This is a genomic window from Streptomyces rectiverticillatus, assembly GCF_013394065.1.
GTDB classification, from domain to species: Bacteria; Actinomycetota; Actinomycetes; order Streptomycetales; family Streptomycetaceae; genus Streptomyces; species Streptomyces rectiverticillatus.
Map to the genome: position 1 here is coordinate 7,149,148 of NZ_CP040752.1, position 20,443 is coordinate 7,169,590.

The 20,443-nt window shown below is 70.6% G+C and carries 23 protein-coding genes and 1 pseudogene; 13 read left to right on the top strand and 11 right to left on the bottom strand.

The window, feature by feature from the left end; genetic code table 11:
- Positions 1–21: 21 nt before the first annotated feature.
- The 3 genes and pseudogenes from FGW37_RS34280 to FGW37_RS30915 form a co-directional block, all read right to left on the bottom strand.
- Positions 22–294: a BBE domain-containing protein gene (locus tag FGW37_RS34280; protein WP_425506671.1), complete on the bottom strand. Its 273-nt coding sequence runs from the start codon at positions 292–294 to the stop codon at positions 22–24.
- Between the two features lie 404 nt (positions 295–698).
- Positions 699–1,037, bottom strand: a pseudogene (locus FGW37_RS33625) (FAD-binding protein); the annotation flags it as partial.
- A gap of 12 nt (positions 1,038–1,049) precedes the next feature.
- Positions 1,050–1,925 carry a GNAT family N-acetyltransferase gene (locus FGW37_RS30915; protein ID WP_179084089.1) on the bottom strand — a complete coding sequence of 292 codons (876 nt, stop codon included), beginning with the start codon at positions 1,923–1,925 and terminating at the stop codon, positions 1,050–1,052.
- A gap of 749 nt (positions 1,926–2,674) precedes the next feature.
- Here FGW37_RS30915 and FGW37_RS30920 point away from each other — a divergent pair.
- On the top strand, positions 2,675–3,205 hold the full coding sequence (locus tag FGW37_RS30920) for a GrpB family protein (protein ID WP_218650619.1): 531 nt from the start codon (positions 2,675–2,677) through the stop codon (positions 3,203–3,205).
- A gap of 457 nt (positions 3,206–3,662) precedes the next feature.
- Here FGW37_RS30920 and FGW37_RS30925 read toward each other — a convergent pair whose 3' ends face one another.
- Positions 3,663–5,168 (bottom strand): DUF4334 domain-containing protein, encoded by a 1,506-nt coding sequence (locus tag FGW37_RS30925; protein WP_246430655.1) that lies wholly within the window; start codon positions 5,166–5,168, stop codon positions 3,663–3,665.
- Between the two features lie 211 nt (positions 5,169–5,379).
- Here FGW37_RS30925 and FGW37_RS30930 point away from each other — a divergent pair, with 211 nt between their 5' ends.
- The 4 genes from FGW37_RS30930 to FGW37_RS30945 all read left to right on the top strand — a co-directional run bounded on the left by FGW37_RS30930 (position 5,380) and on the right by FGW37_RS30945 (position 10,485).
- Positions 5,380–7,047 (top strand): prenyltransferase/squalene oxidase repeat-containing protein, encoded by a 1,668-nt coding sequence (locus FGW37_RS30930; protein WP_179084091.1) that lies wholly within the window; start codon positions 5,380–5,382, stop codon positions 7,045–7,047.
- A 1-nt stretch (position 7,048) separates the two neighbouring features.
- Positions 7,049–8,419 carry a cytochrome P450 gene (locus FGW37_RS30935; RefSeq protein ID WP_179084092.1) on the top strand — a complete coding sequence of 457 codons (1,371 nt, stop codon included), beginning with the start codon at positions 7,049–7,051 and terminating at the stop codon, positions 8,417–8,419.
- A 42-nt stretch (positions 8,420–8,461) separates the two neighbouring features.
- Positions 8,462–9,247, top strand: coding sequence for an SDR family NAD(P)-dependent oxidoreductase (locus tag FGW37_RS30940; protein ID WP_179084093.1), 786 nt, complete (start codon positions 8,462–8,464; stop codon positions 9,245–9,247).
- A 665-nt stretch (positions 9,248–9,912) separates the two neighbouring features.
- The gene (locus FGW37_RS30945; protein WP_179084094.1) at positions 9,913–10,485 is read left to right on the top strand and encodes a GNAT family N-acetyltransferase; all 573 of its coding nucleotides are present in this window, start codon (positions 9,913–9,915) and stop codon (positions 10,483–10,485) included.
- Here FGW37_RS30945 and FGW37_RS33635 read toward each other — a convergent pair.
- Positions 10,461–10,841, bottom strand: a complete 381-nt coding sequence (locus FGW37_RS33635) for a hypothetical protein (protein WP_246430656.1) — start codon at positions 10,839–10,841, stop codon at positions 10,461–10,463. The genes FGW37_RS30945 and FGW37_RS33635 overlap by 25 nt on opposite strands.
- A 299-nt stretch (positions 10,842–11,140) precedes the next feature.
- Positions 11,141–11,506: a hypothetical protein gene (locus FGW37_RS30955; protein ID WP_179079118.1), complete on the bottom strand. Its 366-nt coding sequence runs from the start codon at positions 11,504–11,506 to the stop codon at positions 11,141–11,143.
- Here FGW37_RS30955 and FGW37_RS30960 point away from each other — a divergent pair.
- Positions 11,501–11,659 (top strand): hypothetical protein, encoded by a 159-nt coding sequence (locus FGW37_RS30960; RefSeq protein ID WP_179079119.1) that lies wholly within the window; start codon positions 11,501–11,503, stop codon positions 11,657–11,659. The two genes, FGW37_RS30955 and FGW37_RS30960, sit on opposite strands and share 6 nt — an antisense overlap.
- Positions 11,660–11,719: 60 nt before the next feature.
- On the top strand, positions 11,720–11,902 hold the full coding sequence (locus FGW37_RS30965) for a hypothetical protein (protein WP_179084095.1): 183 nt from the start codon (positions 11,720–11,722) through the stop codon (positions 11,900–11,902).
- Between the two features lie 639 nt (positions 11,903–12,541).
- Here FGW37_RS30965 and FGW37_RS30970 read toward each other — a convergent pair.
- Together FGW37_RS30970 and FGW37_RS30975 are read right to left on the bottom strand one after the other, a co-directional pair.
- Positions 12,542–12,919: a DUF2568 domain-containing protein gene (locus tag FGW37_RS30970; RefSeq protein ID WP_246430657.1), complete on the bottom strand. Its 378-nt coding sequence runs from the start codon at positions 12,917–12,919 to the stop codon at positions 12,542–12,544.
- A 125-nt stretch (positions 12,920–13,044) separates the two neighbouring features.
- Positions 13,045–14,064, bottom strand: a complete 1,020-nt coding sequence (locus FGW37_RS30975; RefSeq protein ID WP_179084096.1) for a YcxB family protein — start codon at positions 14,062–14,064, stop codon at positions 13,045–13,047.
- Positions 14,065–14,704: 640 nt separating this feature from the next.
- On the opposite strand from FGW37_RS30975, the gene FGW37_RS30980 reads away from it, so the two are divergent.
- On the top strand, positions 14,705–15,079 hold the full coding sequence (locus FGW37_RS30980) for a hypothetical protein (protein WP_179084097.1): 375 nt from the start codon (positions 14,705–14,707) through the stop codon (positions 15,077–15,079).
- Between the two features lie 318 nt (positions 15,080–15,397).
- Positions 15,398–16,227, top strand: a protein-coding gene (locus FGW37_RS30985) for an IS5 family transposase (RefSeq protein ID WP_246430883.1) whose coding sequence is annotated in 2 segments (ribosomal slippage) — positions 15,398–15,742 and positions 15,745–16,227 — 828 coding nt in all. Because the reading frame shifts where the segments join, the coding sequence is not laid out codon by codon here.
- 47 nt (positions 16,228–16,274) lie between these two features.
- Here the strand turns inward: FGW37_RS30985 and FGW37_RS30990 are convergent.
- Complete coding sequence (locus FGW37_RS30990; RefSeq protein ID WP_179084098.1) at positions 16,275–17,015, bottom strand: class I SAM-dependent DNA methyltransferase; 741 nt, start codon at positions 17,013–17,015, stop codon at positions 16,275–16,277.
- 469 nt (positions 17,016–17,484) lie between these two features.
- Between FGW37_RS30990 and FGW37_RS30995 the strand changes: the two genes are divergently transcribed.
- Positions 17,485–17,640, top strand: a complete 156-nt coding sequence (locus FGW37_RS30995) for a hypothetical protein (protein ID WP_179084099.1) — start codon at positions 17,485–17,487, stop codon at positions 17,638–17,640.
- The gene (locus tag FGW37_RS33930; protein WP_281394911.1) at positions 17,637–17,768 is read left to right on the top strand and encodes a hypothetical protein; all 132 of its coding nucleotides are present in this window, start codon (positions 17,637–17,639) and stop codon (positions 17,766–17,768) included. The genes FGW37_RS30995 and FGW37_RS33930 overlap by 4 nt, the downstream gene beginning before the upstream one ends.
- 354 nt (positions 17,769–18,122) lie before the next feature.
- Here the strand turns inward: FGW37_RS33930 and FGW37_RS31000 are convergent, their stop codons facing one another.
- On the bottom strand, positions 18,123–18,569 hold the full coding sequence (locus FGW37_RS31000) for a phage tail sheath family protein (RefSeq protein WP_281394912.1): 447 nt from the start codon (positions 18,567–18,569) through the stop codon (positions 18,123–18,125).
- A 46-nt stretch (positions 18,570–18,615) separates the two neighbouring features.
- Between FGW37_RS31000 and FGW37_RS31005 the strand changes: the two genes are divergently transcribed.
- A complete protein-coding gene (locus tag FGW37_RS31005) occupies positions 18,616–18,966 on the top strand; it encodes a hypothetical protein (protein WP_179084101.1) in 351 nt (116 codons plus the stop codon).
- Positions 18,967–19,693: 727 nt separating this feature from the next.
- Here FGW37_RS31005 and FGW37_RS31010 read toward each other — a convergent pair.
- Positions 19,694–19,858, bottom strand: a complete 165-nt coding sequence (locus FGW37_RS31010; protein WP_179084102.1) for a hypothetical protein — start codon at positions 19,856–19,858, stop codon at positions 19,694–19,696.
- 360 nt (positions 19,859–20,218) lie between these two features.
- Between FGW37_RS31010 and FGW37_RS31015 the strand changes: the two genes are divergently transcribed.
- A complete protein-coding gene (locus FGW37_RS31015) occupies positions 20,219–20,356 on the top strand; it encodes a LuxR C-terminal-related transcriptional regulator (RefSeq protein WP_425506672.1) in 138 nt (45 codons plus the stop codon).
- Positions 20,357–20,443: the final 87 nt, after the last annotated feature.

Below are 20,443 nucleotides of genomic sequence, written 5' to 3' on the forward strand. Positions count from 1 at the left end.
GCCGAACGGCCCTGAGAGGGATCAGCCGCCCCTGGGTGCGGGCGCCGGGTCGATGCCCTGCGGGAAGCGGAAGGCCCCGTGGCGGTCGTACTCGGCCTTGACGGAGGAGAGGCGGGCGTAGTTCTCGGCGTAGTACGCGTGGCGCCAGTCGCGGAGGGACGGGTCGATGAAGTTCTGGTAGGTCTCGCCGTTGGAGTGGGGATCGACGGCGTGGAAACCGGCGTCGGCCCTGGGAGCCGGCCCTCGGGCGTGCTGCCGGTGCGGTGGCACTGCGCGGCCGTGAGGGTGCCGCATTTGAAGGTCTCCATCATGAAGGACCGGTACGGAGTCCGCTCGACGGAGCGGTCCGCCGGCGGACCGCAGTAGGAGACCAGGCGAGCGACTTCGGAGTTGAGTTCGGCACCGGTGCCGGTGGACAGCAGGGTCACTCCCGCGAGGGGCGTCCCGCCCGGAGCCGCGTCGACCAGGACGGCCACGGCGGCGCCGCCGATGGTCCGCGGGGCCTCGACCAGCCAGTGGGCGAAGCCGTCCATCATGTCGACGGCGTGGTCCCAGGTCCAGGACAGCCGCGCCGTCCGTACCGGGCCGACGGCCGCGGGGGTCATGGCGTACGAGGTGACGACGCCGAAATTGCCGCCGCCGCCACCCCGCAACGCCCAGTGCAGATCGGGGTGTTCCTCCGGGGAGGCGGTGACGACCCGGCCGTCCGCGAGGACCACCTGCGCCGCGGTGACCCGGTCGCAGGCCAGGCCGAGGGAGCGCGTGAGATAGCCGATGCCGCCGCCCTGGACGAACCCGGCCGCGGCGATCGTCGCCCACGTGCCGCCGGGCACGGCCAGCCCGTACGGGGCGAGCGCATCGACGACGTCGACCGCCTGCGCGCCCGCGCCCACCCGCACGCTCCGGGGGTCCGCCGTCACCGAGCCGAGCCGCGAGACGTCGATGACCAGGCCCGGGCTGGTGGAGTACCCGCCGTAGCCGTGGCCGCCTGCGGCCGCAGGCGGCGCTTCCTTACAGCAGGCGGGCCCCGGTCCCATCGGCAGAACACCTCAGTCCGACGGCCTGCTGACGAAGGTGCGGGTGCGGGTGTACATGGTGAAGCCCATGGATTCGTAGAGCCGCTTGGGGACGGGGTAGTCGGCGTCGCCTCGCGAGTAGACGATGGCACGCCGGCCACCGGCGCGGGCGAAGGCGTGCAGCACCGCGGTGCAGACGGCCCGGGCCAGGCCCAGGCGGCGGTGGTCGGGATGGGTACCGACCGGTTCGAACGCGCCGGTTGCGTTGACCTCGTCGTACCAGCCCTGGCAGTAGGACACGACGTCTCCGGCGGGCGATGTCACCACGAGGTCGAGTTCGGGGCGATAGGGCCAGGCGTTCCTCATACGGGCATGGCGTTCGGTGGTGACCCGGGTCGATCCGAAGGCGGCACGGTGTGCGGCGGCCCGGCCGGCCACGTCGGTGTCGTCGTGCTGAGCCCGGATCACATAGCCGGCCGGCAGAGGTGGAACGTCCGGCAGTCCGGTGAGGGCACGGTCGAGGCATGCCATGAACGGGCCGTCGACAGCTCGCCTGTATCCGCGCTGTTCCAGCGCTTTGACCAGGTGTGATTCGGTGCCGGCCACCTCGACGTGCAGCGGGCCGGGTGCCGCTTGTTCAGCCCAGGCGAGCACGTCGTGCGCCAGTTCCGCGCGGTCCGGGTCGACTTGGAGCATCAGGCTGTCCGGTAGATCCAGCCACCCCCAGGCCAGCGTTCGCCCGCCTTCGGTCCAGACTGCCGTCGGGCATGCGTCGACGCGGCCGAGAGCCAGGCACCAGCTCCAGGTGAGGTCACCTATGTGCCGGTAGCCGGTCGCCGGGAAGGCTCGGGTGGCCAGTTCCTGCATGGCGCGCAGCGCCAAGGGTCCGGCGTGTTCATGGCGTTGCATGGGCGCCATGCTGCCGAACGGCTTTCGATCGAGCAACGGAATATGGCATAGGCCTCCTCGACGCGGCGACCTGCTCGTTTCCCTGCCCGGGCCGAACGGTGCGGCGGGCGTCCCGGCGCAGCCGGGACATCCGGCGACGGCGGACCCCGACGTCACCGCCGCGGGCCCGGATTCCCGGCGCGCGTCGCGGTGGATGCCTTGTCGCCGGGCCGGCATCTCATCGGCGCACCTGAAGGTCGTGGAGTGCGGCAACACCTACGCCGCGGCCGTCCCCATGGCGCCCTCCCCTCACCTTCTCTTCACTTGACCGGTCGGACGCGCACCGCACGGTCCATGCTCTCCCGGGGGCTTTCCCTCCTGAACTGCTTTCCTGAGCTTCCTCCTGCCGTCACCCGGCACCGGCCCGGCGCAGGGCGGCCGGCGCCCTGCGACACCGCCCGGGACACCCACGTGCTGGTCAGGCCGGACGGCGTCAGTCGCGGCCCGGCCCCGGAGGGCCCAGACGGGACGCTGGTATCCGGAAAAGCTGAACGAGCCGGACGGCCCCCTCACACTCGCTTGTCGGGGGCAGGGGTGCGTGGAGGCTCCGTGGATCCTGACGATGTGATGGTGGCCGACCCGACGGGGCCCGAGAAGGCGGGCGGTGTTCCCCCACATGGAACGGCAATCCGCGGGGCCCGTCGTATCGTTCCGCCTGACGGAACGCCGGGCCTCCGAAGCGGTCCGGTGGCGCCGTTAGGGTGCGGTGCGTGATCGAGATCGTGGAGTACCGCGACACCTGGCCGGCCCTCTTCGGAGAGCTGGGCTTCCGCTTGCGCGCCGGGCTCGGGGACGTCGCACTGCGCATCGACCACATCGGCTCGACCGCGGTACCGGGTCTGAGGGCGAAGCCCGTGATCGACGTCCAGGTGTCCGTCGAGGCGTTCGAACCCGCCGCCTTCCGCGCACCGCTGGAGGCGATGGGGTTCGAGTTCCGAGCCGGCGACCCCGACCGGACGAAACGGTACTTCCGCGAGACGTCCGGCCCCCGCACCCATGTGCACGTCCGGCGGGCGGGCAGCTTCGCGGAGCAGTTCTGCCTGCTGCTGCGCGACTATCTCCGGGACAGTCCCGCGGACGCGGAGCTGTACGGAGCGCGAAAGGCCTTGCTGGCCGAGCGGTACGGCATGGACCGGCGTGCCTACACCGCGGCGAAGTCCTCGGTGGTGTGGGAACTGGTGCACCGGGCCGACGTGTGGGCGCAGGCACGCGGCTGGCAGCCCGGTCGGAGCGACGCCTGACCGCCGCCGTCAGCCGAGAGCACCAGGGCGCAGAGGACGGGCAGCCGGGCCCGCGCTCCGTCGGCGGCGGCACCGCTCAGGGCCGGCGCAGTCGGGGGGCGGTACAGTCCGGCACAGCGGAAGGAAGGCCGGCGGCACCATCGGGTGCACGGTCCGAGCGTGCCCCAGCGGAACATAACGGGCTGGGCGTCATGCGCGGACAGCCACTCGGCGAGGACGCATTCCCGGGCCCTCGCGCACGACGAGTTGCACGTGCTGGTGGGTGGCGTGCGAGAGGTCTTGCAGGTAGGGAAGGGCGATGGCGCGCAGGCCGTGGCCGCGTGGTCCCACGGTGCACCGGTGCCCTCGGGGCGGCGATGCGGGCGGCGGGGTGTGTGCCGGCTGCCCCTTGCGCACCGCAGCCATCCGCTCCGGCGAGTGGTTCCCCGGCCCGCAGCCCGGGGTCACGGGCTCGGGGTCACCGTGTTGCGGGCGGCTCATCGGCCGGCCGTGTGGGTGACGGCACCCGGGTGAGGTGGAAGTAGAAGTCCGCCGGGTCGCCCTTCTTGTCCATCACGCCCAGCAGGACGTCGTCGGTGAGCCGGCGGAAGTGGTCGATGATGGGCAGCTGGTCGTAGACCATCGCCGTGGACTGCTTGCCGCGGTGGACGACCTCCCGCAGTGTCGCCAGGCCCATCTCCTCGTACGAGTAGACCTCCCCGTTCTCGTCCCGGCACAGCAGCGGCTCCACGTGATCGGCGTCGACGAACCGCTTGCCGTACCACCGCATCTTCGCCAGCTGCTCGGCGTTCTCACTGTCGCTCTCGAACGCGCCGCCCCGCCAGGTGCCGATGAGAAGGCCGGTGCCCACCGGTTCCAGCCGGTCGAAGAGGGCCATCAGCCTGGCGCGGTCGTAATCCGCTCCGGACGCGATGACGTCCAGGACTTCCTGAACTTCCTGAACTTCCCGGACCTGCTGCTCGCTCGGGACTTCCTGTTCCGTACCCATGGGCGGGGCCTCCCTCGGCCGGTGAACGAACGGAGCGTGGCGCGTGGTCCCGGTGGCGTCCGGTCCGCCGCCGGGCAGGGGACGGGCAGCCGCCTGTCCGGGCCGTACGGGGTCGAAGTGGCGGTACATCCGTGCATGCCAGAGCACCACCCGCTCCAGTGCCACCGCTGAACCGTACCCGGCCCCGGTCAGCGGTGCCAGGGCCCGTCGGCAGCCCTCGATCCCGGCCTCCGCGCGCTGGTGCGCCTCCTGTTCGCCCAGGCCGATGGCGAGGGCGTCGACCTTGCTTTCGGACCGTTCCCGGTGGTGCCCGCGGAGGTCGTTGAGCAGGCGGATCGCGGTCGCGGCCTGGCGGAGTGCGCCGCGCAGCACGGGCAGCCGGAGGGGCAGCCCCGGCTCGTCCATGAGCGCCCACAGGGCGGTGACCTGCTGCTCGACGCCGATGCTCCAGGCGCCGTGCAGCAGGTAGTCGGTCAGGCGGGGCAGGCCGCCCCCGGCCGCCGCCGCCCGGGCCGCCGCGTTCTCGAGGGTCATGCCGGTGAGCGTCTGATGCATGCTCTCCCGCCAGACGGCGGCGAGCTCGGGGCGGCCGTCGCGCCGCAGGGCCTCCGCGATCTCCGCCAGAGCGAGCGCCACGGGGTCGCCGCCCCCTCCTGCACGCCCGTCGAGGACCCGTCGCCAGGCACGCACCCGGGCCTCCGTAGCGCCTGCCGGGCCCGGCGCGTCCAGCACGTTGTCGATCGCCATCAGCCAGAGCATGAGCCGGGACACCTGGTAGCAGGTCTCCGAGGACAGCCATGGTGTGCAGAAGGGCGTCTGAAGACACATCAGGGGGACGAGTGCGGGGTCCACGGGGAGTGCGAGCTCTTTGAGCCAGTTTTCGAGCCGCGGCATGTTCTGTAACGCGACGGAGCATGTGTCCGCTATCGAGACCATCTCCCGTGGGGAGTGGGTGACCGGTAGTGAAGTGTCCACGCTGTCAGGCTACTTCGGGTCCTCGTACGCGATCCGGCGCCCCCGGCTCCCGCACGGGCCCACCAGGACCTCTATCCATGCCCCCGGCAGCATCCGGAGCGCCAGAGGCAGTACGAGTAGCAGCAGCACGAGAAGCAGAGGACAGATGTCAACAGGACGTGCGTTACCCCGCGCACCGCACGCGTGCTCATCGCCTGTGCTCGCGGCACAGGTGAATCGTTCCCTCACCCTCGCCACCCGGCACGCCCTCGCCACCCAGCGGGACAACGGCTCTTGGCTCGCCACCCCCTCTCCCCGCATCACCGAAACCGCGCTCGGCACGCTGGCCCTCTCCCTCTCCCGCTCACTGCATCCGGGAGCCGGGCGGGCCGCCGAGCGGGGCCTGGCATGGCTCACCGGCAGCGCCGCTCCCCAGAACCACCATCCGGTGGCGCACGCCGTGGAGTCCGCGCTGCTGTCCCTGGCCCTGGACACCGGTGGTCCCGTCGACGTCAGCCACCCCGCGTTCACCGACGAGGCGTTGGCCGCCCGTGCCCGCCTGGTCCAGGCCGTCGCCCTGCACAGGGGACGTGCGGCCCGCGGCGGCACCGCCCCCGAGACGCTGCGCAAGGAACTGGCCGCCGCGGTCGCGGCCCCCGGCCGGCTCAAACGCTGGACGCGGGTGGAACTATGGTCCGCCCACGCCCTGGTGGAACTCCACATCGGCGACCGGAACGCCGCCCGGCGGGCCGCCCTCACGATCGCCGAGGAACAGTCGCCGGCGGGCGACTTCTCCGGCAGCCCGGTCGCCACCGCCCTCGCGGCCCTCGCGCTCCAGGCCGCCGCGCCCGGCAGCGCCGCCGCCCACCGCTGCACGGAACACCTGATCGCCGGCCAACTCCCGGACGGGACCTGGCGCTTCTCCACCAGCGACGTCTGGGACACCGCGCTGACCGTACGCTCCTTTCGCGGCAACCCGGCCTTCGACCGCCACGGGCTGCCCGCCGCCGTCGCGTTCCTGGTCGCGGCACAGAACCCGGACGGTGGCTGGCCGTACCGCCTGGGAGTCGAATCCGACAACGACACCACCGCGGCCGCCCTGATCGCACTGGCCGGCGTGGACGACGGCGCGACGGCCGGTACGGTGCGGGCCGGGCTGCGCCATCTGGCCCGGCAGCAGACGTCCGACGGGCTCTGGCGGACCTGGCAGTCCGCCGGAGACCCTCCGGTGGACGATGTCGTCGCCCATGTCGTCACCGCGCTCGACCGCCACCGCGGCCACCACCACGTACCGCTGGCCGCGGCGCGCACCTGGCTCACCGGCCGCTTCGGCGAGCGGGGGCGCTGGCAGGCCGGCTGGTACCGGGGCCTGCCGTACGCCACCGCCGAGGTCCTGCCCGCTCTCGGCACAACGGCACACCACGAAAAGGGCACGCCGGCACACCACAACAAGGGCACGACGGCACTCCACGACAAGGGCACGACGGCGCACCACCAGAGCGCAGCGGTACATTCCGGCGGCGCGACGCCACACCCGCCCGGACACCCCGCCGCCCGCGCTCTGGCCGCAACCCGCAATCCCGATGGCGGGTGGCCCGTCGAGGCAGGCGGACCGAGCACCCCGGCCGCCACCGGCCTGGCGCTCGCCGCCCTGGAGCGCGGCGGCCTCGTCGGCGGAGAACACGACGAGACGTGCTGGGCACCCGGGCTCGGCCACCTCCTGGAAACCCAGCGCGGAGACGGCACCTGGCCGGGCGTACCGCTCATGTACGGACCGCGGCCGCTGCTGACCCACTTCCCCACCCACACCCACGCGTTCGTCGTCGACGGCCTCTTCGCCGGACAGCGTCGCCTCCGGGCTGCCGGGGGCGACGCCGCGGCCGCGCACAAGGTGGTCTGACATGCGGACGAGCATGGCGCCGAAACGTTCCTCTGTCGAAGTTCCCACCGCCCCCGGCCGGCTGCCACTGGCCGGTCACGCCCCCTGGCTCCACCGCGACGCGCTGCGCTTCGTCCGCGAACTGCGCCGGCACGGCCCGGTGACGAAGATCTACATCGGCCCGCGCCCCGTCCACGTCCTCAGCTCCGGCGAACTGATCCGGGAACTGCTGACCGTGCGGGCCCGGTCCTTCGACAAAGGCGCGATGTTCGACGCCCTGCGGGTGCCGCTCGGCGACGGACTGATCACCGCCGCAGGCGACCGCCACCTACGCCACCGCCGGATGATGCAGCCCGCCTTTCACCACGAGCGGATCGCCCGCTGCACCCGCGTCATGACCGACTGCTCCGGGGCCCGCTCCGCCGCCTGGGAGCCGGGCACCACACGCGATCTGATGCCGGACATCCACCGCCTGACTCTCGACATCCTGCTCGGCACCCTCTTCGCACACCCCCAGGACCCCGGCCTGCGCCCCGCCGTCAAGGACTGGCTGGCCGTCAAATACCACTCGATGCGCCTCGCGCTCTCCCCACTGCACGCTTGGGCGGAACGCGTCCCGCTGCTGCCGGGCTGGCGTCCCCCGGACCCCGGCCCGCTGCGCCGCCTGGTGGCCGTCCTGCGGCGGATCGTCGAGACCTACCGCGCCGACGGCCGGGACCACGGCGACCTGCTCTCGATGCTGCTGCTCGCCGAAGGACCGGACGGAGCCCTCACCGATGCCGAGGTGACCGACGAGCTGATCACCCTCTTCCTCGCGGGCACCGGCACCGTCAGCGCCGCCCTGGCCTGGGCCCTGTACGAGATCTCCCGCCGCCCCGAGGTCCAGCGGCGCCTCCACGACGAACTCGACACCGTCCTTGCCGGACGGCCCCCCGGCTTCGAGGACCTGCCCGCCCTGATCCACACCCGGCAGATCCTGACCGAGACGCTGCGGCTGCGCCCGCCCTCGTGGCTGCTCATGCGCCGCGCGGTACGGCCGGTCCGGCTCGGCGGCGTCCACCTCTCCCCGGGGGAAGAGGTCTTTTTCAGCCCGTACGCCCTGCACCGTGATCCGCACCTGTACGAGGACCCCGAGCGCTTCGACCCCGAGCGCTGGCCGCGCGACAGCGCCGCGAAGGCACCGCGGCACCTCTACCTCCCCTTCGGCGCGGGCAGCCGGCTGTGTATCGGAGAGGACTTCGCCTGGGCCGAACTGACCCTGGCACTGGCCGCGTTCACCGCCCACCGCCGCATCGCACCGGCTGACGCCGCGCCGCCCGTACGGCCCCTGGTCGGCACCGTCCTCCGCCCGGACCGCCTCCTCCTCACCGGCCACCCCCGCCGCGCGTTGTGATTCCGCATCCCTGCCCACCGCCCACCTCGCCAGGAGCCCTCCATGTCAGTACTCGCACAGACGCCGGACAACGGAGCCCAGCTGGGCCGACTGCACGATCGGGTCGCCCTGGTGACCGGCGGCGGCTCCGGCATCGGCGCGGTGTGCGCGGGACGGCTGGCGGAGGAAGGCGCCGTGGTGGTGGTCGCCGACCTGGACGTGGACGGCGCGACCCGGGTGGCCGAGGAGATCACCAAGGCGGGCGGCACCGCCCTGCCCCGCCGGATCGACGTGACCGACCCGGACAGCGTCGCCCGCGTCGTATCGGAGGCGGCCGGACTGCACGGCGGCCTGCGGATCGCGGTCAACAGCGCCGGGACCAACGGCCCCCTCGTCCCGCTCGCCCAGCTGGCGCCCGCTGACTTCGACACCGTGATGAGAGTGAACCTCTACGGCGTCTTCCATGCGATGCGCTGCCAGCTCCCCGCGATGGCCGCGACCGGTGGTGCCATCGTCAACATCGCCTCCATAGCGGCACATTCGGGCTTCCGCGGCCATGCCGCCTACGCCGCCGCCAAGCAGGGCGTCCTCGCCCTGACCCGAACCGCGGCCCGTGAGTACGCTGGACAGGGCGTGCGGGTCCTGTCGGTGTCACCGGGCCTCGTCGACACCCCCATGGCCGCCGCCCTCCCGCCCGGCGCGACCGCCGATCTCCTCGCCTCCGTCCCCTTGCGGCGCATCGCCCAGCCGTCGGAGATCGCCGCGCTCGTCGCCTTCCTCGTGTCCGACGACGCCTCGTACCTGACGGGTAGCGACCATGTGATCGACGGCGGCTACTTGGCCAAGTAGCGGACCCTGGCGACCGTCTACCACCGCCCTGACAGCACTCCTCCCGGCGTGACCGCCGCCAATGCCGGCCGGGCGCTGGCCGGCGGAAGGGGCGTGACGCCCGGATGCCCAACCGCCCCGGCCGGCAGTTTCGTGCCGAAGAGGAACGGGCCCGTGGTTACGTCCCGGGCTGGCAGTGACGGTGGCCGCCGACCTGCTGGTGGTGGCAGTGACGACCGTGCGGTCGCACCCGCTGCCGTTGCGCCACGTGGTTCGGTCGGCGGTGCGGACATGGGAGCCGATCGGGAAGGCGAGTACATGCAACGTGCCGGGGGCGCGGTTGAAGGCGCCCATGACGATCCGGTTCGGCACGTGCCGGGTGCCGGCGCGGCCGGGGCTGCGGTGCCGCGGCGAGAGCACGCCGGGCGGAGGAAGCCGCCGACTCGGAGGTCTGCGGCCGGCCGGAAAGGATGCTTGCGACTCCGTCGCCGCCGAGCCACCTCTGATTTTCATTGAGTGGACCCATCCGGCCGCGATTCCGCGGAGGTTGGCGTGAACAGCTCGCACGACGGGGACGGCACCGGAAAGGAATGTTTCAGCGACCGAGGAGGCCGGCCGGCCCACGCCGCAGCGCGCGGCGGCCGAAAAGCGACTCGTCCCGGCCTGGGCGGTCGTAGCGTCGCGACATGACCACTGCCGACGGCACGGCCTACGTGTTCCGCACCGCCCGCCCCGAGGACACCGACGCCATCGAGGCGCTCGACGGCTCCTTCACGACCGGCACCGTCTTCCGCGTGGAGGTCGCCGACGACGGATTCACGCTCCGGGAGGTCCCTGTGGACCCGCCCCTGACCAAGGTCTTCCCCGAGGACGAGCCCGACGGCGGTGCCGAGGACGGGGACGACGGCGAGGACCCCGGCAGCCGGACCTTCCTCGCCATCACGGCCGGCGGTGGCCTGGCCGGATTCGTCGCGGTCTCCTACTCCCCGTGGAACCGCCGGCTCACCGTCGAGGACATCGAGGTGGCGCCGGACCACCGCGGCCGGGGAGTCGGCCGTGCACTGATGGAGTGCGCCGGGAAGTTCGCTCGCGAGCGCGGCGCCGGGCACATCTGGCTGGAGGTCACCAATGTCAACGCCCCGGCGATCCACGCCTACCGGCGGATGGGCTTCGCCTTCTGCGGACTGGACACGGTGCTCTACGACGGGACCGCGTCCGAGGGCGAGCAAGCCCTCTATATGAGCAAGCCCTGTCCCTGAGCCGACAGCAGGCGTCCGACGGCGGGGGCGCTTCCGTCGCCCGGCGCGATCGTGACGGTCAGCAGCCAGGCCGCGCCCCCGTCCGGCCCCGCGTGCGGGGCGTACCACTCCACGCGCGCGTCCAGGAGCCGGTCGCCGGCCGCCCGGCGGTCGGCATACCAGGTAGGGAACGGTGCGGACCGCCACACCGTGAGCGGCACCGCCCACTCCCCGCCCGTGCGGCGGGATCCCGCCCCCACCGCGCGCAGGGCCGCGCCCGCCGCCCCCAGGAGGGTGCGCTCCACCGGCACCCCGAGCCCGTCGGCGAAGTGCAGCAGATACGCCATGCGTTCGGCCTCGGGCGGAGCGCCGAGCACCGCCCGGCCCGAGCCTCCTCCTCCCAGGCGATCTGATCCGGGTACGCCGGGTAGGCGCCCCCGGGGGCGGGCTCGGGCAAGAACACCGCGAGCCGCCCCGCGTCCGTCCAAGCGGCGCGCAGGGCGGCGACGGCGTCCGGACGCCAGGAGGGCTCCGCGGGGCCGGCGGGGTCGGACCGCACAAGTAGACGGCTGCCGCCCATGCCCCCGGCGGCTCCTGGCCGACATGCACGACATGGACAGCGGCTGTTTCCGCGTTCCCGGAGGACACGGCAGCGGCGGCAGCGGCGGCAGCGGACTCAGCGGACACGGGGCCCTCCGGGGTCGGTTGTGGAAAGGGTGGCGAGGAAGTCCAGCACGTCGTCGGCGAACCCCACCACCAGCAGGGGTGTGGTGATCCGGGCGTAGTCGGCCAGCCGGTTCCGGACCGGCGGCTGCGGGCGGTGCGCGGCGGAGGTGCCGGTGAGCGCGGCCACTTCGAACAAGTCGAGCCATTCTGCTGCAGCGCCCTCGTCCGCCAGGGTTCTGGGGGAGAGGTTCTGCACCAGGCGCACGAACGCTTCGTACTCCGGTGGGAGCCGGGTTCCCGCCTCGGCGTACGCGGCTTCGGCGCGGGCCAGTGCCTCGCCGACCGGATCGGGCCGGCCCTGATCTCGATCGTGCACCGCCTGGACTCCGTCCGGGAAGCCGACCGCATCGCGGTCATGGACCGCGGCCGCATCGTCGAACTCGGCAGCCACGAGGAGCTCCTGGCGGCGGAGGGGGCCTATGCAGCTCTGTGGCACGCGTGGGATTCGGCACGCGGGCGGGGCGCCTGACGGCAACCGACCGGAGACCCGAAGCCGCGCGTTCTCCGGCACCAAGTTCTCCCCCTCACCATGGTCACCGGCGACCCGCAAGGAGCCGTCGCCATCGCCAACCGCGCCCTGGACGAGGTCGGACGTCTGCGCTCCCGCCGCGCGGCCGAAGACCTCCGGGAACTCTTCCGCTACTCCAGCCACCACAGCAAGCAGCCGGACGTGACCGAGCTGCGCCGCCGCATCACCACGGCGCCGGCCTGACCAGCCCACGGGAACAGGCTTCCCGCCGCATCGCCCGCCTCGGCCGGCACCAGGCGGCAGCCCGGGAAGTCGCCGTCACCCGCTGGCTCGCCACCCACCACCTGCCGGCCGTGCGGCCCCTGCTCATCGACCAGCCCGTCCACGCCCGAGAACGCGCCGTCACCTTCTGGGAAGAGCTCCCACCGCACCGGCACGGAACCCCCGGCGAGATGGCACCCCTGCTCCAGCGCCTGCACGCTTTGCCCATCCCGGATATCGACCTTGGACAGCTCGACCCCTTCGTCAGGATCGAACAGCGCCTGACAGCCTCCACACCGGTGTAGGCCGACGACAGGGACTGTCTCCTGCACCACCTCACAGACCTACACGCGATCTGGGCGGAACTACCCGGCGGGCTGCCCCGCTGCGTGAATCGCCGCCCGGCACCCCTCCGGCGGCCGGATGCGGCATGCAGCTGCTGCTCAGTTCACTGGAAAGAGCGCAGACGGTTTGAACTCGCCGGCCGCGCCACGCCACCCACACACTGTCGCTGCCCCGCCCCGGGTACATCGGCGCGAGGCCGGGCACCAAGAGCACGCACTTGACGTCATGAGGCTCGCGCCCCTCGCACGGGAGTTTGGCGACGGTCCCCAGGCGAACTCAATGCCTAAGCAGCCACAACACCCGATCCCACGATAGAAGGTGGTGCATGACCAGCACCCCGGCGAGCATCACGGCCGGAGTGCGGAAATCCGTGGCGTACAACGCCGCCGCGCTACCGAAGAAGACGGCCAGCTCCAGCAGGAGTCGCAGCAGACCAGGTGTCGCAATCACGGTCCCTCCGGACCGGGACGCATCACCGGGGGTGGCAAATACTCCCCACAGCACGGCCGCGACCAGGGGAACGGCAACCACAAAGACGTACTGCAGAGGAGCAGGCGCCGTAACCCATGCCCAGAGCCCGAAGCACATCAGAGCCACCAGCTCCAACACGAACCTCACGCCGAGAGTCAACGGGTGAAAGCCATACCCGGACACACGCGCAATCTCCTTCCTTCCGTCGCAGCCCCCGTGATCACAGAGCGCCGAACGGCAGGGGTCTCCGGCGGCACCCGCCGTCGCTCGCCATCGCGTCTCCGCAGGCCGGCCAGGCTCAGCGCCGATTAGATCCGCTTCAGGTTTCTGTCCAGAACCACCCGGAACTGGTCCACGTCCGCAGGGCCCTGGGCCCCTCGCTTGGGCACCACCGAGACTCCGGCCGCGCGCTCACCGCCCAGCAGCACGAAGAGCCCCGGAGTCTCCAGGTACTCCCGGAACACCGTCCAGTCGTGGGTAAAGGACACTCGCTCGCCGGTACTGGCCATGCCACGGTCGTCGGCGACCACACGGCACTGCCCGTACGGCTCCACGATGCTGAACATCCGGCGGGCCATGGTGCGCAGCCCACGCACAGTGCCCCAGGACGCGGCTGCGACGGAGAGCACCAGCGCGGTGATCCACACGGGCAATGCGATATCACGGAGCACGGCGAAGGCGGCCACGCCGGCCGCAGCCATCAGGGGTCCGAGCAGCGCCTGGGTCCGGCCCGCTGCTGTCCGGCGGGCTCGCGCACGCAGCGCCTCTTCGAAGTCCGCGGCCGTCGGCTGGTAGACGAACTCCACGGACTTGCCGCGACCTGTGTTTTGAGGCAGGAAAGCCGCTGTCGCTCGGGCCAGCTCTGTGTCGTACTGGTCGGCGTCGAACCGGTACTCAGGGGGCAGCTTCCCACTGTCCCCGCTGTTCTCCCAATCCGTCCAGAGCATGTGGGAGCCCTCGCGGCGGATGGTCACCCAGACCGAGCCGCAGCAAGTAGTGCTGCACTCCGCCGCCGTCAGCATCACCTTGCGACCGGCCTCCGTCGCAGCCAGTGGAATGCCCTGCCACCACGAGGTGGTGCCCTCGGGGTAGACGTCCTCGATGACGTCCTGCCCGTTGATCAGCGGGCGGATCTCACCGTGCTGCTCCGGGTGAACGTTGTCCTCGGGGCCTTGTTGGCGAAGGGCGAAAATGCTTATCTCGTGTGACACCGGATGATTATGCGCCACACTTTCGGCACCTCCGGCCTGCCCGGCGCTGACGAACAACGTGGCAAGGCCCGTGACGATGCACGCCACGAAGAGTCGCCGGTACTTGAAACTGGCCACCCTGGACAAGGCCACCACCCGGTGTGGGCAGGTATCCCCCTCCCGTTCCACAGACGCATTCAGGCGCGCCATCACCGAGCGGCGACGGCGGCTGCACCGATCGAGTGGGCTCCCGCCCTCCTTGCGCAGGCGTAGCCGGCCAGCGCCGCCTCGGGGCGAGATGTCACGTTGATGATTCACTGCCTGGCCCGCTCGGCTGCTTGCCATGTGAGTTTGTGAGCTTGCTGTTCGTTACAGGCGCCCCTGTGCCTGCTGGCCTCCTTGCTGGGCAGCAGGGCTTGTGAGCCAACAGGGGCGCGGCCTCTCACCACCGCGCGCCCCTGCCACACGCCTTCTACTATCAGACAATCTGAGCGCACACTTCAGGCCATGGCGAGAGGCTCTGCCGGAGCGCCAGCCACTGCGGACTATCCGTTCAGCGCGAGGCCTCGCACGCGCAGCTCCCACTCGCCCCCCGTGCGTCCCGCAGACGCCCGGCCCGAGATTGATCCCTTCGAGCCGATTGTGCCGGCGTGGCCACCTTTCGTATCCCCTATGTTGCCCGGTTACGCCGCATCCCAAGGGTGTGGCCGGGTGGAGAGGAGCACTGCGCCGAACCTGAGCTACGTGCCCGCAAGGACTGTCGTTCCAAGGAGGTCGCATGTCCCGCACACTGTCCAGGATCGTGACGTCTGCTGCCGCAGTGGGCTGCCTGGCCGCCGCCATGGTGGTCGGCCCCACATCCGCCCAGGCGGCACCGCCCTGCCCCGCAACGGATGCTGTCTGCCAGTACAGCGGAGTGTTCTTCACGGGCTCGACCGACATTGACCGGCGCCCGCTGACCGGCACCTGTACGCAGGTCGACTTCCCGGGTGCCAACAACGGCACTGCGCTTTCGGTCCGCAACAACACGTCACATGTTCTCGTCGAGTTCCTCGACGAGAACTGCACGGTTCCCGCCGGTGCCAGCGTGCAACCCTTCGGCAACCAGCCGGCCGGAAGCTACAGCAGTTACCTCCTCGACGTCATCGGCTGAGCGCGCACCCGCACCCGACGTCATGACGCCCTGAGATCCGGCGTCATAAAGCGTCCAACGCGGGGTCCGGTCGCCGCCACCGGTGACACCACGAGGGCGGTGCCGCTTCGGACACCCCCTCGCCATCCCACTGCTGGCGACGGCCGGCTTGCGGGCACGCCGATAGGTCGATTCGTCTACAGACTTCGTTGTGTCGTCACATGAGGCACGGCTTGAGCAACCGCCGAGGGCGTGTCCGGTGGAGACAAGGTCTCATCGGGCACGCCTTAGAAGTCCTAACGAAATGATCTTCAAGGTGGTTGGATCACTCCGAGATTGATGATCTGGGGGTGTGGGGTGGCTCGATCGAAGCCGTGGGAAGTCGATGACGAGCTGTGGGCGGTGATCGAGCGGCTGCTACCGAAGGTGGAGCGTCGGCCCCTGCATCCCGGGCGTAGGCGGCATCCGGACCGGCTGGTGTTCCAGGGCATCCTGTTCGTCCTGCACACGGGGATCGCCTGGGAACATCTGCCGCAGGAGCTCGGCTTCGGCTCGGGTATGACCTGCTGGCGCCGCTTGGCCGAGTGGACCGAGGCTGGAGTCTGGCCCCGGCTGCACGGGGTCCTCCTGGCCAAGCTTCGCAGCGCGAACGCCCTGGACTTCTCCCGGGCGGCTGTCGACGGCTCCCACATACGGGCGTTAAAGGCGGATCCAAGACGGGACGAAGCCCCGTTGACCGGGGTAGGACGGGCAGCAAGTATCACCTGATCACCGACGCCACTGGTATCCCGCTCGCCGCCACCTTGACCGGCGGCAACCGCCACGACGTCACCCAGCTGATCCCGCTGCTTCAGGCGGTACCGCCGGTGCGGGGCAAGCGAGGCCGGCCCCGGCACCGCCCGGACGTGGTGCTGGGCGACCGCGGCTACGACCACGACAAGTACCGCCGCCTCGTCCGGGATCTCGGCGTGAAGCCGCTGATCGCCCGCCGGGGCACCGAGCATGGCTCCGGACTCGGCGCCCAACGCTGGGTCGTGGAGCGAGCATTCGCCCGCCTGCACTGGTTCCGCCGCCTGCGGGTCCGCTGGGAGATACGCGACGACATCCACGAAGCCTTCCTCACCCTCGGATGCGCACTGATCTGCTGGCGACGTCTGAACTCCCGGTAGGAGTTTCAAGACAGGCACGGCTTACTTTGACGGCCCGGTGGCCGACCTCAGGTTGGCTTGCGCCACACGGAGATGTGCTTCGCGGAGTCCTGGGTGAACGGCGCCCCGTCCCAGTCCGCGACGCGACGTTCCATCTCGAGCCCAGCGATCCGTGCCATCAGGTCGAGCTCTGCCGGCCAGGCGTAGCGGTGCCGGGAGTTGTCGCGGCGGTAGCGGCCGTCGTCGCCGTCGCGGGTGAAGTGGTGCGAGACGAGAATCTGCTCGACGAGGTCGAATGTGTCGAAGCCGAGATGCTGCTCAGAGACGTCGAACGGCACCGCGACCTGGCCGGGCGGCAGGAACCGCAGCGGCGGCACGCCCAGCTCGATGACGAATCGGCCGCCGGGCTCCAGATGACGTGCGGCGTTGCGGAAGCACTCGACCTGCTCGTCCTGAGTGAGCAGGTTCGTGATGGTGTTGTAGACGAGATAGACCAGGGTGAACTCGCCGGGAACGACGGTGGTGGCCATGTCCCCGATGACTACCGGGAGCGTGTCCTCGTCGATCTTGCGCCGCAGCACCGCTGCCATGTGCTCGGACAGTTCGATGCCCACTACCGGCACGCCGCGTTCCCGGAGCGGAACGCCCACTCGTCCGGTCCCGATGGCGAACTCCAGTGCCCGGCCGTCTCCGGCGAGCTCGGCGAGGAAGGCGAGAGCCGGTCCGAGAACGGCGGCCGAGGACGTCTCGGTCTCCTCGGCGTCGTAGCGGTCGGCGGTCGCACGGGTCCACAGCTCACTGCTCGTCACGGGCGGCCACTTTGCCGGGTACCGAGGGGCGCTGTCGACGCATTTACCTTCCACCGGCTCCGATCAAACGGTTCGGGGCGGGCCGGTACAGACCTTTCAGGGCACCGCCCGGCTCGGGGCGCACGGTCACGGCAGTGGTGCGGTCGTTCTCCTCGGCGCAGCGTGCACCGCCCACAGCTCGTCGTCGACTTCCCATGGCTTCGGCCGAGCGACCCAGCACCCCCGGATCATCAGTCTCGGAGTGATCCAACCACCTTGAAGATCATTTCGTTAGAAGTTCTTAGTGGGCTGCTGTCGAGAGTGTCGCACTCCGGCCAACGCCCTGTCCGCAACTCAGGGCTCTATGGCCCTATATCTGCGCGATCGGGGCAGGCTGGAATGATCCACGTCATGCCTGACCTCACCACTGCGCAACAGTGGCAAGGGGCAGGGCGGCGACCAGTGCACCCCCAACCTCGCAGGGGAGCACGTGATCGTCTTCGACAAGTCCGGCAAGCACAAGCTCGCCGAAGGCGTCACCGAGCGGACCGGCGAGCGGCTGCCCGAATCCTGCGGTGAGGTCGCCGGATTCTGTTTCTCCGTGACCCGGATAGAGGACGTGCCCGGGGCGAGGGCACCTACGTGACCCAGGTCGGCGGAGGCAACAAGACCAAGTCCTCGGAGAAGGGTCTGCGCCGGACGGTCCAGGAACATCGCGAGGCGTTCAAGAACATGCGCCTGACCGACGACGCTCCCATCGAGGACATGGAGTAGAGCCCTCCCGGCAGGCTCGTACGGCTGACTATGCCCATGAACTAGGCATGCTCTCCCGCCCACCGCCCACCGCCCACCGCCCACCGCGCACCGGACCAGGCCATGCCACAGCAGTCCGGAGTCTTTTCGCCCGCGTGCCGGCCGTGCCACCAACTGCGCACGCCGGCATGCGTCCAGGTCATTCGCCAGTGGTTACTTGCCCGGCAGACTGCTGGACAGTGAACCCGACGAACTCGGCCGGACGGACCGGTGCGATGCCGATATCGCAGTTCACCACGCCCTCCGTAATCCTCTCCGGCGGGTTGTTGGTGTGGTCGCAGGTGACGCAGAACGCCTGTTCAGGCGTGGTGCCCGTCAGAGCGCTTGACGCCATGGATCGGTGAGGAATGCCGTGATGGTCTGCCTCATCGTGGCCCACAGGGCTTCGTCGTTCGGCTCGAAGGCGGCCCACGTGGTGGACTGCAGGATGGAATCCCTCAGGAAACACACCAACCGACGCACGTTGAGGTACCGGTAGTCCGAGTCGCCGGGCGCGGCGAGCGTACGGGCACCCCAGACCATGGATCCCCGGCCGGGGAAGGTACGCAGGCCGTTGATGCCCGCGTCGTTGAGCGGGCCCTGCTCGCCGTCGCTAAGGTCGCGCCCCAGGCCGGTGATCTCCTTGATGGGTGTGTTGGCAGGGGCTTTATGGACGCCGTGTTCGGCGTCGGTGCGGGCCCAGATGCCGACGATGTGGCCGCAGGGCGGGACCTGCCGCGCCACACCGTCCAGTCCCGGCACCTTCACCCACGGGTAGTACAACGTTGCGTACGTCCGCTATGGCGACGCGGTTCTGCATCTTCACGCAGTGGGCGGCGAGCTGCTGTGCGCACTCGCCGAGCCGGTCGGTCGTCGGGGCCCACACCGCAATGTCCGGCGCCGCCACCATGTGAACGTCGTGCACCCCTTCCAGCGCCTCCAGCGCCGTCACCAGAGAAGCAAACTTCCCGTCCTCGACCGTCAGGGGCACGACGTAGCAGGAGCCGCCACCATTGGCGAAAAACCCATGGACGGCTTCGGCCAGCGGCAGGAAACGTTCCAGCTCATCACCAGGATCGGGCAACCGCGGCGCAGCACCGGCCCGGACCCCAGTGACGGCGGACAGAGCCCCCAGCACCGCGTCCTCGCCGAGCTTGACCGCCTTCCTTCCAGCTCCTGACGGGCTGCAAGGAGCCGGATCCCTGCTCTTCCCCCTCCTCGCCCCTTCGGTAGGTGAGTCCCAGAAACGCCGGGGTGGACGTACCCTCCCCATTCACCGTGCGAAGCCCGCTGGGAACGTCGCGGACGTAGACGCCGGGCACAAGATCAGCCATGACACTCCTTCGACCGCCGATATGAGGACACCGGCGCCGCACGATGGCCGCCAGCCCCGTACCCCCTCCCCAACAGCCTCCGCTCCCATGCCCCCACTACCAGCCCGACAATCCGCGCGGCAGGACGCCAGGCTGCCTCGCTTCGGCGGGGGCGCCTCATGGGACGGCGGGTCGGCCCCTTCCTCACCCTCTTCCGCTTCCTCGGCCGGCTTTGCCTCCTCTGCATCGAGTCGACGAGGGAGTCCAGTGGTCCGAGGCTGAGCTGAAGGGCGTAGCCGCTTGGCACGTTCGAGGGGTCGGCCGTGCCGAGGCTCACCGCGGGCAGCCTGGCGTTGACGGCGGCGCGGTCGCGGATCTTCCAGAGCCACCGGTCGGCCGGCAGGGCCGGCGGAACCCGACGACCATGCACGGAAGCGCACCGCTCAGCACCTGCTGGTCGTGCGGCTGGAGGATCTGCGCGAGTCGGTGGGTAACCGGTGGAGGACCCCGGCAGGGTGATGCCGGGGTCCTCCGCTGCGCGCTGGGGGTCGGCGTCGTTCGCTGGAGACGTCGACGCCGCTGACTTCGTGCCGGTCAGGTTTCCTTCCGGGGAGCGATTTTGTTCTGGAGGTAGGTCATGGCGACGACGGAAGCGCCGGTGAAGAGGAACTGGCCCCACAAGGCGCGGATCACGTAAGCGTCGACCACGAACAGGACGAGGGCCCAGACGGCGAAGATGACTGCAGGCGGCCAGCGCACCGACCGTCGCGTTGGCGGTGATTTCCTTGGCCTTCTTGTTGTTGATCCTGCCCAGGGTAAGGGCAGCCGCGCCGGCGATACCGGCTCGCTTGAGGCACTCCTTCTCCTTGCCCGACGCACTCTTGTCGAAGTAGCACTTCGCGATGTTGTGCTCCTGCACCGGGTCCACCGCATAGGCGGCGGGTGCCGCCGCGAGCGCCATCGTCGAAGCGACGACCGCCGCAGCCATGATCTTGATCTTCACGTTGATCCTGTCGGACGCCAGCCGGACCGCGACCACAGCCGTCATCGCCCGGCTCTTCCCCCCCCCGCGAGCAACAAATCCTCACCCTGACGGCCCGGGGACTGCCCAATGCCGACATCGGCCGGCAACTGCACCTGAGCCTGGGCACGGTCAAGGACCACGTACGAGCCGTGCTGCGCAAGCTCGGGGTGCAGCGGCGTCTCCAGGCCGCTCTCCTCGCCGAACGCGCCGGCCTCCTCACCGACCAGCCCTAACAGGACGAAGAGTTGCCGGCCGGGCACAATATTGGCCGGCGCCTTCCCTGATCGCGCTGGAGGACTCGGCGGACGAGATGCACACGA

Coding starts and splice junctions, on each gene's coding strand:
- FGW37_RS34280 (WP_425506671.1), bottom strand. CDS start 294: ATGCGGCACCCTCACGGCCGCGCAGTGCCACCGCACCGGCAGCACGCC.
- FGW37_RS30915 (WP_179084089.1), bottom strand. CDS start 1,925: ATGCAACGCCATGAACACGCCGGACCCTTGGCGCTGCGCGCCATGCAG.
- FGW37_RS30935 (WP_179084092.1), top strand. CDS start 7,049: ATGCGGACGAGCATGGCGCCGAAACGTTCCTCTGTCGAAGTTCCCACC.
- FGW37_RS30940 (WP_179084093.1), top strand. CDS start 8,462: ATGTCAGTACTCGCACAGACGCCGGACAACGGAGCCCAGCTGGGCCGA.
- FGW37_RS30945 (WP_179084094.1), top strand. CDS start 9,913: ATGACCACTGCCGACGGCACGGCCTACGTGTTCCGCACCGCCCGCCCC.
- FGW37_RS30965 (WP_179084095.1), top strand. CDS start 11,720: ATGGTCACCGGCGACCCGCAAGGAGCCGTCGCCATCGCCAACCGCGCC.
- FGW37_RS30980 (WP_179084097.1), top strand. CDS start 14,705: ATGTCCCGCACACTGTCCAGGATCGTGACGTCTGCTGCCGCAGTGGGC.